A 16,764-nucleotide genomic window follows, 5' to 3' on the forward strand; every position below is an offset into this window, starting at 1 on the left:
TTTTACGCCAAAAAAATTGTTGGTAGTATCATGTTTAATGAAATAAATAATATTTTGGCTTTGTTTATTTAGCTTCTATAAAGGTACTTATAAACTCAGAAACCTCCAATTTATAATCATTATAAATATCAATTTAAATGACTGATTTTACTCATATTTTTTTAAAGGAGGCGTATTTTTGTAGAAACAAAAATTGAATGGATTTTAGATATCAGGATCCGTATCCTATTCAGAAAGATGATACGGTGTACAAAAAACTTACATCAGACTATGTAAAGGTTGAAAAACTGGGTGACAGAGAAATTTTAACAGTAGATCCTAAAGGATTGGAACTGTTAGCTGAAGAAGCGATGGCAGATGTTTCTTTCATGCTTCGTTCTTCACACTTAGAAAGCCTTAGAAGAATCATTGATGATCCTGAAGCTACAGATAATGACAGATTCGTTGCTTATAACCTTTTACAAAACGCTGCAGTAGCTGTGGAGGGAGCTCTTCCTTCGTGCCAGGATACAGGAACGGCTATCGTAATGGGGAAAAAAGGAGAAAATGTGTACACGGGAGTAGATGATGGTGAATATCTAAGTAAGGGAATCTTCAATACCTATCAGAAAAGAAACTTAAGATATTCTCAGGTCGTTCCTTTAACGATGTTTGATGAGAAGAATTCCGGGTCTAACCTTCCTGCACAGATTGATATCTATGCTAAAAAAGGAGATTATTACGAATTCCTGTTCCTAACAAAAGGAGGGGGTTCTGCCAACAAAACATTCTTATATCAAAAGACGAAATCCTTATTGAACGAAAAATCTCTTGAAGAATTCATTAAAGAAAAGATTTCGGATCTTGGAACGGCTGCCTGCCCGCCTTACCACTTAGCATTGGTAATCGGAGGAACTTCAGCAGAAGCCAACCTTGCAGCAGTGAAAAAAGCATCTGCAAAATATTACGACAATCTTCCGACAGAAGGAAATGAGGCCGGACAGGCATTCAGAGACCTTGAATGGGAAGCAAAAGTTCAGAAAATCTGCCAGGAAAGTGCCATTGGAGCTCAGTTTGGAGGAAAATACCTTACCCACGATGTAAGAGTGATAAGACTTCCGAGACACGCGGCATCTTGTCCGGTAGGAATGGGAGTTTCCTGTTCTGCAGACAGAAATATCAAAGGGAAAATTACCAAAGAAGGAATTTTCCTGGAGCAGCTGGAACAGGATCCGAAAAGATTCTTACCTGATACTCCTCCACATCTGGAAGAAGCTGTTGAGATTAATCTGAACAAACCAATGCCGGAAATTCTTGCAGAGCTTTCCAAATATCCGATCAAAACAAGATTAAAACTGAACGGAACATTAATCGTTGCAAGAGATATTGCTCACGCAAAAATCAAAGAAATTATCGACAGCGGTAAACCAATGCCGGACTATTTCAAAAATCACCCGATCTATTACGCTGGACCTGCAAAAACTCCGGAAGGAATGGCTTCAGGAAGTTTCGGGCCTACTACTGCCGGAAGAATGGACGTTTATGTAGACGAGTTCCAAAGTCATGGTGGAAGTATGATCATGCTGGCAAAAGGAAACAGAAGTAAGGATGTTACCAATGCATGTCATAAATACGGAGGTTTCTATCTTGGATCTATCGGAGGGCCGGCTGCTATTCTTGCGAAAGACAATATTGTGTCTGTAGATGTGGTAGACTTCCCGGAATTAGGAATGGAAGCAGTAAGAAAAATTGAGGTAAAAGACTTCCCGGCATTCATCATTTCCGATGATAAAGGCAATGATTTCTTTGCAAATCTTGCTCACTAATTAGTTTAAAATTAAAATAAATAACAAAATAGAACGCTGATCTTTTGTGTAAAAAGGAAAAAAGTTCTATTTTTGCCTAAAATCTTTAAGAGAATGATAACGATATTATCAGCATTTTGGCCGTTCTACCAGTTCCTTTGGACTATATTCTTCATTACTATGTTCTTAGTAGGATTCTGGTGTATTTTTATGTTCTTCGGATTAGTAATCCCAATGTGGCTAACTGAAGGTTTGAAAGAGTATTTCGGAAAAGTAAAGCCTTTCGACCCTGAAGATATCAGAAGAAAGCTTATTACTGAGCAGGAAGGTGTAGAAGTTATCTATAACGAGCCGAAAGGAAACGGACCTTTCCTTCACGATCACGGACATCATCATTAATTGATTGTCATTGCTTTTTCACCTGAATTCTGAAAAAGTAATATCAAAGCAAAACAACATATATAGACCGCTTAAGCAATTAAGCGGTTTTTCTATTTATTATTCCTCAGACTTTCAGGAGATACCCCAAATTTCTTTTTAAACGCCCTCGTGAAGTTCTGGAGATATTCATAACCGCACTCAATAGCAATTTCTTTGATCATAATTTCTTTATTGGTAATCATTTTCTTTGCTTTCAGCATCCTGAGCTCTGATATATAATGAGCAATCGTTGTATGATACTGCGTTTTGAATTCCTTTCTTACAGTATTCTGGTTCAGTCCAAAATATTTTCCAATCTCTTCTGCTTTTATATTTCTATGATAATTTTCATCAATGAATTTCCTGATCATTTCAGGAGTTTTTGGAGTATCCTCGAGAATATTTTTCTCATTAAATTGCTCAAAGATCAGGATAAGAAGTTTAATAATCTTTGCTTCTATGAATAACTTCTGCATAATTCCCCGTTTGCTATAACCAAGAATTTCTTTAACAATCATATGCATCTCAACCGTCATATCCGGCGGCGTTTCTTTATGAAGGAATATAAAATTATTATGAATCATGTTTTCCAGAATCTCAGCATTCTCACGATTTAGTTTTGGATTGATGAGGTTAAAGATATATTGGTAATTAATCTGAATGTGGAGATACCTCAGAATTTCCTGATTTTCTGTCCATAGTTCAGCAACACCTTCTTTGGAAGAATAATGAAGTATATATTGATTTTTCCTGAATAAAAACTGAGTGCCGCAATCATGACCTTCTAAATTAATGCCGTCACTCAACATGAAAATCAAATTAAAACTTGACTTTCCCTCCAGCATATAAGACTTGAAGGATTGATCAGGACAAAGGTCTTCCTGCATGATGATTTTGATGTCCTCGGATATGAACAAATGTTCACTTTTTGATTGACTCCTCATACAACACATTTTTACAGCCATGGTACAACTTCTTAAGATAAAAGTCCTTCGCAGGATAACCAAAAGTTCGAAAATGATAACTCGGGGTTAATTGTCTGAGGTACTTTTGCGCAAAATTAAATTAAATTTAGAATAATTAAAAATAATATTCATATGTTTAAAGATTTATATTTTGCAATACGGAAAATCAGAACAGGATTAGTATTGTTAACCGTTACTGGAAGCTATATGTGTGCCCAGCAATGGGAAAATGTTGGAGGCATTCAGGATGTATCTGCAGGAGGAAGTGGTTTCAATAATCTTGTTATTGACAATTCAGGAAATTATTATCTGTCCTATTATGATGTTTCTGTAGCTAAAGGTTCTGTTCAGAAATTTAGCGGAAGCTCATGGTCTTACTTAGGCGGTGTTCCAGGCGTAACTACAGGAACAGCCACTTATAACTCATTGTCTATAAGTCCAAACGGAAACAGTATTTATTATACCAATCAGCTTGGTTATCCAGGCTCCGGGATGGAAGTACGTTTATTTACAGGCTCTTTATGGTCTCAGCTTCCTAATGCTACAGACAGCTCGGTAAATTATCAGGCTTCTGCGGTATCTTCTGATAATATTATATTCACTTATGGATCTTACGGTTCCGGAACAGTAAAAAAATATTCCGGAGGTGCATGGGAACAGGTCGGAAATGCAGGTTTTTCAGGAGGTGCTGAATTTGCAGAAATGGTAATAGGAACCAATAATATGGTGTACACCTGCAATGTTTCCGGAGGGATAAAAGTATATCAGAACAGTACAGATGCCAGCTCAGCACAAAACTGGACACTGGTAGGCGGAACAGCAGCAGATGATTCTTCATCAGGAGAGCAGTATAATGCTGATATTGCTTTAGATGGAGCAAACAGGATCTATATTGCTTATGTTTCCAACTCCGGAGGAGGAAGAAAGTTGAATGTCAGAAAGTTTGACGGAAGCTCCTGGGTACAGGTTGGAAATGCCAACTTCTCAGAGGGAAGAGTACAGCATGTTGCTTTAGCCGTAACAGAATCAGGAAAGCCATATGTGGTAGCCAGCCGTTTTGAAAATGATAATTTCCTGAGAAATACCGTTTATCAATTAGACGATTCGCAAAACTGGGTTCCTTTTGGAGGTGATTTTATTTCAGCTGGAGAGGCAAAATACAATGATTTAGCAATAGATAAGGCACAAAATTATCTTGTTTTGGCTTATTCCGACAATACAACAAGGGTGAAAAGAATTTCCCTGAACCTTAATCCGCAAACATGCAGCAATACAGATCCTGGAGCCAGTGTTGGTGATATTGGTTGTGTAAGTTTTATGTATCGCGGACAACAGGTTGCTTATACTACGGTAAGAGGAGCAGACGGAAAAATCTGGCTTCAGCAGAACCTTGGAAGCTTACAGGTGGCTACATCAGTAGCGGATGCGAATTCTTATGGAGACCTTTTCCAATGGGGAAGATGGGATGATGGACACCAGCTTAGAAATTCCCAGATGGTACCAGCACCATCTCCTAATACTCCGGAAGGAGCAAGTACCACTGCTGGAGCTTATGTTGCAGGATCTCCGGCATGGTGGGCAAATTTTGCAAGTGGAGATACATGGAATGGGGCATCACTTGCAGATGTCAATGCTTCAGTAGGTATAGATCCTTGTAAAGCAATAGGACCAGACTGGAAAATGCCTTCTCAGGCAGACTGGACAACTTTAATAGGAGCAGAAAGTATTGGTAATCCGGCAACAGCTTACAGCAGCAATCTCAAATTACCGGCAGGAGGATACAGAAGCTCCAGTGACGGGAACTTTACTTTTGTAGGGCAAAGAGGGTATTTCTGGAGTTCAGATACATCAAGTTTAGGAGCGAAATATCTGTATATCGGATCGACAATTGCCAATCCGTCGGCCGGAGCTATGAGAGGACAGGGATCATCAGTAAGATGCATCAAGCCTACCTCTTCTTTGAGTACTTCAGAAACCAAACTGAATCAATCTGTCATTGGAGTGTATCCTAACCCTACAAATGGAATTCTTATGGTTAAAGCTGATTCAGGAATTGAAAAAGTAAATGTTGTGAACGCTGTAGGACAAAGAATGAATGTGCAGTTCTCGGATCATCAGATCAACATGACTGAACTTCCTTCAGGATTGTATATTGTAGAATTGAAATTAAAGAATAGACAATCCATTTCTAAAAATATTATAAAAGAGTAAGCGAAATTCAATACCGAAGATTTTTGCCAAAAAGAATTAGTTCATTACAATTACTTTTATTGGAAGGCTCATGAAATTTCATGAGTCTTTTTTTATTCGATTTTTTCCGAAAAAAATGAAATATTTCCCGAAAACTGATTCAAAATGATGGTTATGAATAAAAAATAACACTATATTCGATAAAAAATAAGATATGAGAAAATTTTATTCCGTTGTTTTTCTGCTGATTACAATAGGTGTTTTTGGTCAGATCAATTATACAATTTCTCCCAATCCATTCAATGAAACAGATGCCATTACGCTTACAGTTCCAGGTGATCAGATTGACGAGTCTGCCTGGGGAGTTTCCAATAATGCCATTTATATCTGGACATGGTCGTTTGATACCAATTATCAGAATAGTCAGGATTGCCCTACCAATGGCAGCTGGAACAATTCCAATGATCTGAATAAGCTGAATTATAATGCTGCTACAGATAGTTATTCACTCACTTTTACACCAACTTCTTTTTATGGAAGAACAGGAATCGGAAGGTTTGGGTTTTTATTAAAGGATAAGACGGGATCGCATCAGACTTCACCCGATATTTTTGTAAACGTAGGGACTTTAAACTTAACGCTTACAAATCCATTGGCGAACAGCCTCACTTCAGTTCCTACGGGAAATTCCATTACTATTACGGCGACGGCAAGTACCAATGCTACATTTCAGCTAAAAGCCAACGGAACTGTTGTCAATTCAGCAACAACGCCTTCACAATCTTATTCTTACAGTTATACGGTTACTCAGGATGCAAATATGGAACTTGTGGCGACACAGGGAACCAATTCCAAAACGGCAGCATTCATTGTACAGGTTCCGAGAAATGTTGTTTCCCAGGCAATATCCAACTGGATCAGACAGGGAATCAATTATCATCCGACAGATCCAACCAAGGTGGGATTGGCTTTATATGCTCCGGGAAAAAATTTTGTACACGTCATAGGAAGCTTCAATAACTGGACGGTGAATGATACCTATTTAATGAAAAAAGACACCACAAATCCCGATCTGTACTGGATTGAACTCAATGGAATCACTCCTCAGCAACTTTATACCTTCCAATACAGAACAAACGATTTGAGAAAAGTAGCAGATCCTTATTCCCCACAAATTTTATCTTCTTACGATGACCCGTGGATTTCGGCTTCTACCTACCCGAACTTACCAGCATTTCCTGCCGGGCAGGGTTTTGAAGTGTCAACATTTAAAACAGGCCAGACCGCTTATAATTGGCAGGTTTCCAATTTTCAAAGACCTGCGAAACAGGATCTTATAGTCTATGAATTATTACTGAGAGACTTTACTCAAGAAAAAAACTGGCAGTCATTGATTGATAAAATCTCGTATTTAAAGAATTTAAAGATCAATGCTATAGAACTGCTTCCCATCATGGAATTTGACGGAAATCTTTCCTGGGGATACAATACTTCTTTCCATTATGCATTAGACAAAGCCTATGGAACTCCGGAAAAATTCAAAGAATTTGTAGATTTATGTCATCAGAACGGAATTGCAGTCATTCTGGATGTAGCGTTTAATCATGCTACAGGACGCTCTCCTTTAGTTAGACTTTGGAATATTGATCCTGATGGTGACGGCTATGGTGATGTTGCACCGAACAATCCTTACTTTAACCAGGTACCGAAACATTCATACAATGTCTTCAATGATTTTAACCATACAAGTCTTTCAACGCAATATTATGTTGAAAGATGTCTTCAGCAATGGCTGACTGAATATCACATAGACGGATTCCGTTGGGATTTAACCAAAGGATTTACGCAAAGCTGTTCTGAAAATGATGAAGCCTGTACCAATGCCTACCAGCAGGACAGAGTGGATATCATGAAAAATTATGCTGATAAACAATGGGCCATTGATCCCAATTCTTATATGATCTTCGAACACCTGGGAACTGATGCAGAAGAACAGCAATGGGCAAATTACAGAATAGCAGAAGGAAAAGGCGTTATGCTTTGGAATAAACAGACAGATCCTTACAATCAGAATACGATGGGCTATCAGGAAAACAGCAACTACGACCGTATGAATCACAGTCTTCACGGATTCACCAATATGAGTGCCGTAGGTTATGGAGAAAGCCATGATGAAGAGAGGCTGATGTTTAAAAACCTTACCTATGGTGCTATAAACGGAGGTTACAATGTGAAAGACCTGAATACCGCTCTTGAAAGAATGAAAACTTTCGGGGCCACGTTCTTTACTATCCCTGGTCCGAAAATGATCTGGCAGTTTGGAGAATTAGGTTATGAATTCAGCATCAACAGATGTGCGAATGGTACCATCGACAGCGGATGTAGAACCGATGAAAAACCTGTAGCATTCACTTTAGGATATGATACCAATGCGAACCGAAAAGCAGTCTATGATACATGGGCTAAAATCATCAACATCAGAAACAGTCATCAGGTTTTTAAATCTAAAACTTACAGTATAGAATCCAATAACCTTACGAATGATCCTACTGGTCTTATCACAAGAATTTATGTGTATGATGCAGCTATTACAACAGGAATAAAGAATGTTGTCGTATTGGCCAATTACACGACTTCCGCACAGAATGTAGTGCCTTATTTCCCTTACACTGGTCAATGGCAGAATTTAATGGATAACAGTATTTCGAATATAGTTTCCACAACGGCTCCGATCACTTTACAGCCCGGAGAATTCAGAATCTTTGGAAATTATGCAGGTGCGTTGTCTACTGTAGATACCAATGCGGTCAACAAATTATCTCTTCAGATTGCGGATAATCCGGTTCGCAACGGAATCGCTCACCTCGTTTTCAATAAAGCAAAAAAAGGTGAAATTTCAATTTTTGATATGACCGGTAAAAAACTGGATACTTTCAAACTGGATAAAGAGAGCGGAACTTACGATGCGAAGGTTGATTATCCAGCAGGCACGTATCTTGTGCAGTTGAAATCAGATACAGGAATAGCCATTCAAAAGATGATTATTGAATAAAATAAATTATAAAATAAAAAAGGCAAATTTGCGGATCAGCAGATTTGCCTTTTTTTGTAAGTTCAGAAAAATAGTCTACTTTTGCAGTAGATTTATCAAGAAAGGTGGAGGGATTTGGCCCGGTGAAACCTTAGCAACCTACACGATTCCAGAAGTGTAAAGGTGCTAATTCCAACCCTTTGGGGGAGATAAGTGAAGTCAATATTCTATATAAATTCCATTTCTTGAAGTCTTGTGTATCTGCGGAAAGATCCGTCAGATTCGTATTATTAATTGGCAAGAATAAAAATGAAAAAATTAAGCACAGCTGTATTATTGCTTGGAGCAATTCTGGTCGCGGCTCAGGAAAGTGAGGAAAAAGGAAATCAGATCGAAGATATCATCATCGTCGGAAACCGTAATGTCAAAAGAACAAAGCTGGAGACACCGGTTCCTGTAGATGTAATTAATATCGACAAAATCCAGAGAAGTTCTCCCCAAATGACTGCTCAGGATCTCCTGAATTATGTGATTCCATCGTTTAATGCAGTGAGACAGTCTGCTTCTGATGGTACCGAACATATTGACCCTGTTACTTTAAGAGGTATGGGACCCGATCAGGTTTTGGTGTTACTTAACGGAAAGAGAAGACATTCTACTTCTTTGGTAAATTATCAGAATACCGTGGGAAATGGTTCTGTAGGAACAGATTTGAGTACCGTTCCCGTAATTGCAATTGATAGAATAGAAGTGTTAAGAGACGGAGCAGCTGCGCAATATGGTTCTGATGCCATTGCAGGAGTGATCAACATAATTCTTAAGAAAAATACAGGAGCTTCAGCAAGCCTTACCTATGGATTAACCGGAAGAAATGATGGTGATACTTACCAGGCAGGAGTTAACTATGGAACCTCATTAGGAAAGAAAGAAGGCTATATTAATCTTTCATTACAGCTAAGTCACAGAGGAAAAACCACTAGAACGCAAAATCACGACCTGGATATTTTCGGGGATAATTTTGCCTATGAATTTGCTGGTGATGCTGAAGCCGTAAAAGCTGCCAGAGCTGCAGATGATGCAGAAATTGTAAAAAGAGGATTAACACGTGATGATTTTAATTTTCAGATCGGAGATGCCCAGATCAGACAGGGACAGCTGTTTTTCAACTCAGAATATCCTTTTAATGATCATTTTAAACTCTATTCTTTCGGAGGTTTCAGTATTAAAGAAGGAGAAGGGTTTGGTTTCAGAAGACTGCCGAGCGAAAAGTCTAATGTAGTTTCATCCATTTATCCGAACGGATTTCAGGCTACTCTGGCCTCTCAGGTATATGACGTTTCTTATGCTGTAGGTGCGAAATATAATGTTAACGACTGGCTATTTGACCTTAGTAACACCTTTGGAAGCAATACTTTCAATTATAATGTAAACAATACGAATAATGCTTCTCTGGGTGCAAAATCACCCACAAGTTTTTATGCAGGCGCCCATAGTTTTCTGCAGAATACCATTAATCTTGATGTTTCTAAAAATATAAACCGTTTCAATATCGCATTTGGGGGAGAATTCAGATTTGAACAATACCAGATTAAAGCGGGTGACGAAGCATCCTATACCCAATATGACATCAATGGAAATGTAGCCACTGAAGGATCAACAGTGCTTGGTGCAGGCGGATCTCAATCCTTCATCGGATTCTCTCCCAACAATGCCTTGAAGAAAGACAGACATTCCACGGCAGTATATGCAGATGTTTCCTATGATTTGGATAAAAAACTCAACATTGACGCTGCTGCCAGATTTGAAAATTATTCAGATTTCGGAAATACCTTGAATGGAAAACTCGCTGTACGATATGAGTTTGTAAAAAACTATGCGGTAAGAGCCGCTGTTGGGACAGGATTCAGAGCACCATCATTGCAACAACAGTATTTTAATAATTCCTATGCAGATATTTCTACTTCGGGTTCTAAGATTGTTACCAAAGGAATATTCAGCAACGATAGCGAAGCCGCTAAAATTCTTGGATTTGATAAACTCAAACAGGAAACTTCTGTCAATGCAAGTGCTGGATTTACGCTGAAACCTTTAAACAACTTGACAATTACTATAGATGGATACTGGATCAAAGTAAAGGATAGAGTTGTGATCACCAGCAATATAACAGATAAAAGACTGGATCAGTTTAAGGTAGAAAGCGGAAGATTCTTCGCCAATGCCATTGATACAGAAACGAAAGGAGTAGATGTAGTGGTTTCCTATGACTGGATTCTTGGGAATGGAAAATTAAATTTGAATCTTGCCGGAAACTATACGGAAACAAAAATCACAGATTTTCATTTTCCTGAAAACTTAGGAACGCCTCAGGATCAGTTTTTTGGTCCCGATCAGATCAATATCATTGAAACCCTGTCTCCAAAAACAAAAGCTTCATTAGGATTAAATTATGGAATAGGAAAATTCAGTTTTCTCGTAAGAAATACCTATTTTGGTAAGGTAATAAGAGATGGTTATCCGTTTGGAGACGTGCAGGAATTCTCCCCAAAAGTTGTGACAGACATCAGCGTTGGGTATGATATTACTAAAAGTATCAATTTTACAGTAGGAGCCAACAATATATTTGATGTCTTTCCGGACCGCCAGATTTATAAAAATTCATATTATGGAGTATTCAAATATGCGCCTGTACAGATGGGAACGCTGGGGAATTATTTCTTCGGAAGGCTTAATTTTAATTTTTAATCATTAAATGAGTACTTCCTCACATCAGATTGGCTGGAAAACAGCCGCAGCCATCGTCGTTTCCAATATGATCGGAACAGGGATTTTTACCACCTTGGGATTTCAGCTTTCCGATATTACCAACACCTACAGTATTTTCCTGCTATGGAGCATCGGAGGAGTTCTCGCATTGTTCGGAGCTTTTTGCTACGCAGAATTGGGCTCCCATTTTAAAGGAAACGGAGGCGATTTTATTTATCTTAAAGAAACCTATCATCCCATTTTCGGATATCTCATAAGCTGGATTTCGCTCATCATAGGATTTTCCTCTCCCGTAGCGCTGGCAGCTTTGGCTATGTCAAAATATCTTTCTGTATTTGAATATTCTTTTGGAAACGGATTTGCCATAGCCGCGATATTCCTGGTGGCAATTGCATTATCATTCAGCCTGAAAACATCCAGCAGGTTTCACAACTTTTTTACATTCATTAAGATCGCTTTTATTATTGTACTGGTTATTCTTGGAGTAGGAATTTCAAATTCACCCCAGATCGGCAACAGCCTTAATTTCAGTGACAGCTGGCAGAATGAGATCATGCTTCCTGCCTTTGCAACCTCTCTGGTATTTGTGACCTATTCCTACACAGGCTGGAATTCAGCTTCCTATATTGCGGGAGAAATAAAGGATGTGCAGAAAAACCTTCCTAAATCATTGATTATAGGAACTGTTTTTGTGACGGTAAGCTATATTCTGGTGAATTATATTATGCTGAAACACGCTCCTGTAAATCAGCTGGCAGGAAAAGAAGATGTGATGGGCGAAGCGGCAGTCAATATGTTGGGTCCGGCTTTTGGAAAAATTGTTAATATTTTTATAGCCCTGCAGCTGATTGCAACCATAAGCGGATACTTGTGGGTTGGCTCAAGACTGACACAGGCTTTTGCAAAACATACCCACATCTGGAAACCATTGTCATCTGGAAATGCAAAAGGAATTCCGGTAAGAGCTATCTTTGCCCATGCTGTGATTGCTGCTATTATTATTTTAACGGGAAGCTTTAAAGAAATTTTTGTTTATACAGCTTTTATACTACAGCTTTTTGCCAGTCTTGCGATTTCGACGGTTTTCTTTCTGAAGAAAAAAGACAGAAAAATCTTTAAGTCGAATGCTTTCCATATTTTTCCGGCAGTTTTTCTTTTGTTCAGTATCTATATCCTCTATTTTACATTCATTCATAATCCTAAGGAAAGCTTGATAGGATTGGGAATTATCGCTGTAGGAATTATTTTATATCTGATAGACAGAAGACTTTCTAAAGGATATCAAACTTAGTTTTGATGATTCAGAAAGGGAATAAACAGATTGGCAAATCTACCTTTTTGTGGTTTTGTATCCTTTATCCCTAATGCTCAAAAATTTATGATGATTTGGAATTTTAATTTTGAATTAATAATCCTTATCTTTGCACCCACAAAATTTCTACAATGTCTAAATCATTAATTCCAAAATTAGAAGCTATAAAACAAAGATATAATGAGGTTGCAGACCTTATTATACAGCCTGATGTCATTTCAGACCAAAAAAGATATTCTTCTTTGAACAAAGAATATAGTGATTTGGGAAAAATTGTAAGAGTTTATGATCAGTACAAAGGCGCTTTGGACAGTATCGCAGAATCTGAAGAAATCATTGCAGATGGTTCAGACAGAGATCTGGTGGATCTGGCTAAAGAAGAAAAACTGGAAGCTCAGGCTAAAATTCCCGGATTGGAAGAAGAGCTGAAAGTATTGCTGATTCCTAAAGATCCTGCAGATGACAAAAACGTTATCGTGGAACTACGTGCCGGAACCGGAGGTGATGAAGCCGCTATTTTTGTGGAAGATATCTACAGAATGTATACCATGTATTTCAAAACAAAAGGATGGAGACATGAAGTGACAGATTCTAACGAAGCAGCGAAAGGATACAAGGAATTGATCATGAAAGTGGAAGGAGAAGGTGTTTACGGAATCATGAAGTTTGAATCCGGAGTTCATCGTGTACAGCGTGTACCTGAGACAGAATCTCAGGGAAGAGTACATACTTCTGCCATTACGGTTGCAGTTCTTCCGGAAGCTGAAGAAGTAGATTTTGAACTGAATCCTGCAGATATTGAAATGCAGACTTCCCGTTCAGGAGGTGCCGGAGGTCAGAATGTAAACAAGGTTGAAACGAAAGTTCAGCTTACCCACAAGCCTTCAGGACTTGTTGTCGTATGTCAGCAGGCTCGTTCTCAGTTGGCTAACCGTGAGCTGGCGATGGAAATGCTGAGAACAAAATTATACGATATCGAATTACAGAAAGTACAGGGAGATATCGCAGCACAGCGTAAATCCATGGTTTCTACCGGTGACCGTTCTGCAAAAATTAAAACGTACAATTATCCGCAAGGTAGAGTTACAGACCATAGAATCAACAAGTCTATGTACAACCTTGATGCTTACATGAATGGCGATATTTCTGAAATGATTGATGCCGTAATCATGGCAGAAAATGCAGAAAAGATGAAAGGGGAAGAAGAAAATTACTAAAAATCGAAATAAAATAAAACATAGCCTCTGATTTTTCAGAGGCTTTTTTACATACTAAATACAATTTAAACTATGAAAAACTACAAAATTATTTTCCTGCTATTGCTTTCCGTGATGGGACAGCAACTGATGGCTCAGACAGAAGTGAAGAAACCCAAAGAAGCCTTTGAACTCTTTTTCGGAACTTTTGTGAATAATGATGAAACAGCTTTGAACAAACTTAACGATTATCTAAGACCTACTGTAGAAGGTCAGAATGCGTATCAGGTAGATTTTAAGGAAACTTCAAAAGAAATGATAAATGGCAGCGTTGAGAATTTTCTGGCTGCTTTCCCAAAAGCTACGGCTTCAGCATGCAAAAAAGAGGCGGAAGAGTATTTTATCGCGATGTTTGGGAATTTTAAAACAGGAAAACTGACTGTTAAAAATGTAAAAGTTGTCCCGAATGAATATGTTAAGGACGAAAAAATTGCAGAAATAAGTTATTCCGTAAGCTTTCTGGTTCCCTCGAAATTAACTTCCGGACCAAAAGGCGATCTGAGTAAAATAAAAGCAGAAGAACTGAAAAAATATCTGGTTCAGGCAGCTCAGGATTTCAAGAATGCTGATAAAACAGTAACAGCTGATCAGAGTTTTAATCTTTACGAAATGAAAGTAGGAGACAAAATATATTACTGGAACGGAAGCCCGGATGAGATTGTTTCCAACCTTACCGATTTCTATTTTGAAAGTTTCGGAGCTAATGAATAGTCTAAAAGTACCATCATAAAGAATGGAAAAGTCCCAATACAACGGGACTTTTTTTATTTCACATACTTTGCGTATTTTTGAGAAAAACCGATCAGTATGAATTTTAAGCCTATATTGTTAACCGCTGGAGTATTGTTTTCAGCATCTTTTTATTCTCAGAAAATGAATTATCCTAAAGCATTAAAAGGAAACCAGACAGATACCTATTTTGGAACTGCCGTTTCTGATCCTTTCAGAGATCTAGAGAATGACTCTGAACCTACAAAAAAATGGGTGGATGAAGAAGTTGCTTACAGTCAGAATTACCTTTCTAAGATTCCGTTCAGGGATAAAATCAAAAGCCAGCTGAAAGATATCTGGAATTATGAGAAAATTTCAGCACCTTTCAAAGAAGGAGATTATACCTATTATTATAAAAACGATGGTCTGCAGGCGCAATCTGTTTTGTACAGAACCAACAACAAGACCAATGCTACAGAAGTATTTTTAGATCCTAATAAATTTTCAGAAAAAGGAACGACATCTCTTTCCAATCTTTCATTCAATAAGAAAGGAAACCTTGCAGCTTATTCTATTTCCGAAGGAGGAAGCGATTGGAATAAGATCATCATCATCGATGCTGTGACTAAAAAACAGATTGATGAAACTTTACTGGATGTAAAATTCAGTGGAATTTCATGGCAGGGAGACGAAGGCTTCTATTATTCAAGCTATGACAAACCTAAAGAAGGAACAGTACTTTCCGGGATGACGGATAAGCACAAAGTATACTTTCATAAACTGGGAACAAAACAGTCTGAAGATAAATTGATTTTCGGAGGAGATAAGACCCCAAGAAGATATCTTAGTGCCGGAGTTTCTGAAGATCAGAGATATCTTATCATTTCTGCTGCTAATGCCACGAATGGTAATGAACTGTATATAAAAGACCTTAAAAAAGGAGGAGACTTTGTACAAATTATGAGCGGATTTGACATTAATGCCAGCATCGTAGATACACAAGGTGATGATCTTTTCATTTTTACAGATAAAGATGCTCCGAATATGCGTCTTGTAAAAACTACCATTGCTAATCCGGCTCCCGCAACATGGAAAGACGTAATTCCACAAACTGAAAACGTATTGGGAATCTCTTCAGGGGGAGGATATTTCTTTGCAACCTACATGATTGATGCGATAGACCAGGTAAAACAGTTTGATAAAACCGGAAAATTGGTGAGAGAAATTACTCTTCCGGGTAAAGGAAATATCTCAGGATTCGGAGGAAAAGAAAAAGAGAAAGATGTTTACTTCTCTTTCAGCAATTATATTACACCGGGAACGACTTATAAATTCAATGTAGATTCCGGAAAGTCTGAAATCTATCAAAAACCTAAAGTGAAGTTTAATCCGGATGATTATGTTTCGGAACAGGTATTCTATACTTCAAAAGATGGTACAAAGGTTCCTATGATGATTAATTATAAGAAAGGAACTAAACTGGACGGTAAAAATCCTACTATTCTTTACTCTTATGGAGGTTTCAACATCAGCCTTCAGCCGTCATTCTCTGTAGTCAACGCTATCTGGATGGAAAATGGTGGTATTTACGCTGTTCCAAACATCCGTGGAGGAGGAGAATATGGTAAGAAATGGCATGATGCAGGAACAAAACAGCAGAAGAAAAATGTTTTTGAAGACTTTATCGCTGCCGGAGAATACCTTCAAAGTAAAGGTTATACTTCAAAAGAATACATGGCCCTTTCCGGAAGATCAAACGGAGGATTATTAGTAGGAGCAACAATGACAATGAGGCCGGACCTTGCGAGAGTAGCCTTCCCGGGAGTAGGAGTGTTGGATATGTTGAGGTATAATAAATTTACAGCAGGAGCAGGTTGGTCTTACGATTATGGTACTGCAGAAGATAGTAAGGAAATGTTCGAATATCTGAAATCCTATTCTCCTGTACATAATGTAAAAGCAGGAACTTGCTATCCATCTACAATGATCATTACCAGTGATCATGATGACAGAGTAGTTCCGGCACATTCATTCAAATTTGGAGCAGAACTTCAGGAAAAACAAGCATGTAAAAACCCAATTCTTTTAAGAATTGAAAAGAATGCAGGTCACGGAGCTGGAAGATCAACAGATCAGGTGATCAGTGAAAATGCAGATCTTATATCATTTGCTTTATTTGAGATGGGGATAAAGAAATAACTTAAATTTATACCTATAAGAAAGGCCGGACATTTGTTTGGCCTTTTTCTTTTGCTAAATGAAAGAAAAACAGAATATTAACAGAAGTTTCATGTTTCGTTCAAAAAAATTAACTTTACGGGGACAAAAATAA

The 16,764-nt window shown here is 38.0% G+C and carries 10 protein-coding genes and 1 riboswitch; of the genes, 9 read left to right on the forward strand and 1 reads right to left on the reverse strand.

Annotation, left to right across the window (positions count from 1 at the left end; genetic code table 11):
- Positions 1–197: 197 nt before the first annotated feature.
- Entirely contained in the window at positions 198–1,805 is a 1,608-nt protein-coding gene (locus KBP46_RS16250) for a fumarate hydratase (protein WP_216443695.1), read from the forward strand.
- Between the two features lie 93 nt (positions 1,806–1,898).
- Positions 1,899–2,183 (forward strand): hypothetical protein, encoded by a 285-nt coding sequence (locus KBP46_RS16255; protein ID WP_171006268.1) that lies wholly within the window; start codon positions 1,899–1,901, stop codon positions 2,181–2,183.
- 92 nt (positions 2,184–2,275) lie between these two features.
- Here the strand turns inward: KBP46_RS16255 and KBP46_RS16260 are convergent, their stop codons facing one another.
- Positions 2,276–3,148, reverse strand: coding sequence for an AraC family transcriptional regulator (locus tag KBP46_RS16260; RefSeq protein ID WP_216443696.1), 873 nt, complete (start codon positions 3,146–3,148; stop codon positions 2,276–2,278).
- Positions 3,149–3,301: 153 nt separating this feature from the next.
- Between KBP46_RS16260 and KBP46_RS16265 the strand changes: the two genes are divergently transcribed.
- From KBP46_RS16265 to KBP46_RS16295, 7 genes are all read left to right on the forward strand, one after another.
- The gene (locus KBP46_RS16265) at positions 3,302–5,380 is read left to right on the forward strand and encodes a T9SS type A sorting domain-containing protein (RefSeq protein ID WP_216443697.1); all 2,079 of its coding nucleotides are present in this window, start codon (positions 3,302–3,304) and stop codon (positions 5,378–5,380) included.
- A 193-nt stretch (positions 5,381–5,573) separates the two neighbouring features.
- Complete coding sequence (locus KBP46_RS16270) at positions 5,574–8,411, forward strand: alpha-amylase family glycosyl hydrolase (RefSeq protein WP_216443698.1); 2,838 nt, start codon at positions 5,574–5,576, stop codon at positions 8,409–8,411.
- Between the two features lie 89 nt (positions 8,412–8,500).
- A riboswitch (SAM riboswitch) is annotated at positions 8,501–8,606 on the forward strand.
- 93 nt (positions 8,607–8,699) lie between these two features.
- Positions 8,700–11,132 (forward strand): TonB-dependent siderophore receptor, encoded by a 2,433-nt coding sequence (locus tag KBP46_RS16275; RefSeq protein ID WP_216443699.1) that lies wholly within the window; start codon positions 8,700–8,702, stop codon positions 11,130–11,132.
- A 7-nt stretch (positions 11,133–11,139) separates the two neighbouring features.
- On the forward strand, positions 11,140–12,444 hold the full coding sequence (locus KBP46_RS16280) for an APC family permease (protein ID WP_120233276.1): 1,305 nt from the start codon (positions 11,140–11,142) through the stop codon (positions 12,442–12,444).
- Positions 12,445–12,596: 152 nt separating this feature from the next.
- Positions 12,597–13,682, forward strand: a complete 1,086-nt coding sequence (prfA, locus tag KBP46_RS16285; protein ID WP_120233275.1) for a peptide chain release factor 1 — start codon at positions 12,597–12,599, stop codon at positions 13,680–13,682.
- Positions 13,683–13,754: 72 nt separating this feature from the next.
- Complete coding sequence (locus tag KBP46_RS16290) at positions 13,755–14,432, forward strand: hypothetical protein (RefSeq protein WP_216443700.1); 678 nt, start codon at positions 13,755–13,757, stop codon at positions 14,430–14,432.
- A 162-nt stretch (positions 14,433–14,594) separates the two neighbouring features.
- A complete protein-coding gene (locus tag KBP46_RS16295) occupies positions 14,595–16,631 on the forward strand; it encodes a prolyl oligopeptidase family protein (RefSeq protein WP_253297292.1) in 2,037 nt (678 codons plus the stop codon).
- Positions 16,632–16,764: the final 133 nt, after the last annotated feature.

This window comes from Chryseobacterium sp. PCH239, assembly GCF_018924625.1.
Taxonomy (GTDB): Bacteria; Bacteroidota; Bacteroidia; order Flavobacteriales; family Weeksellaceae; genus Chryseobacterium; species Chryseobacterium cucumeris.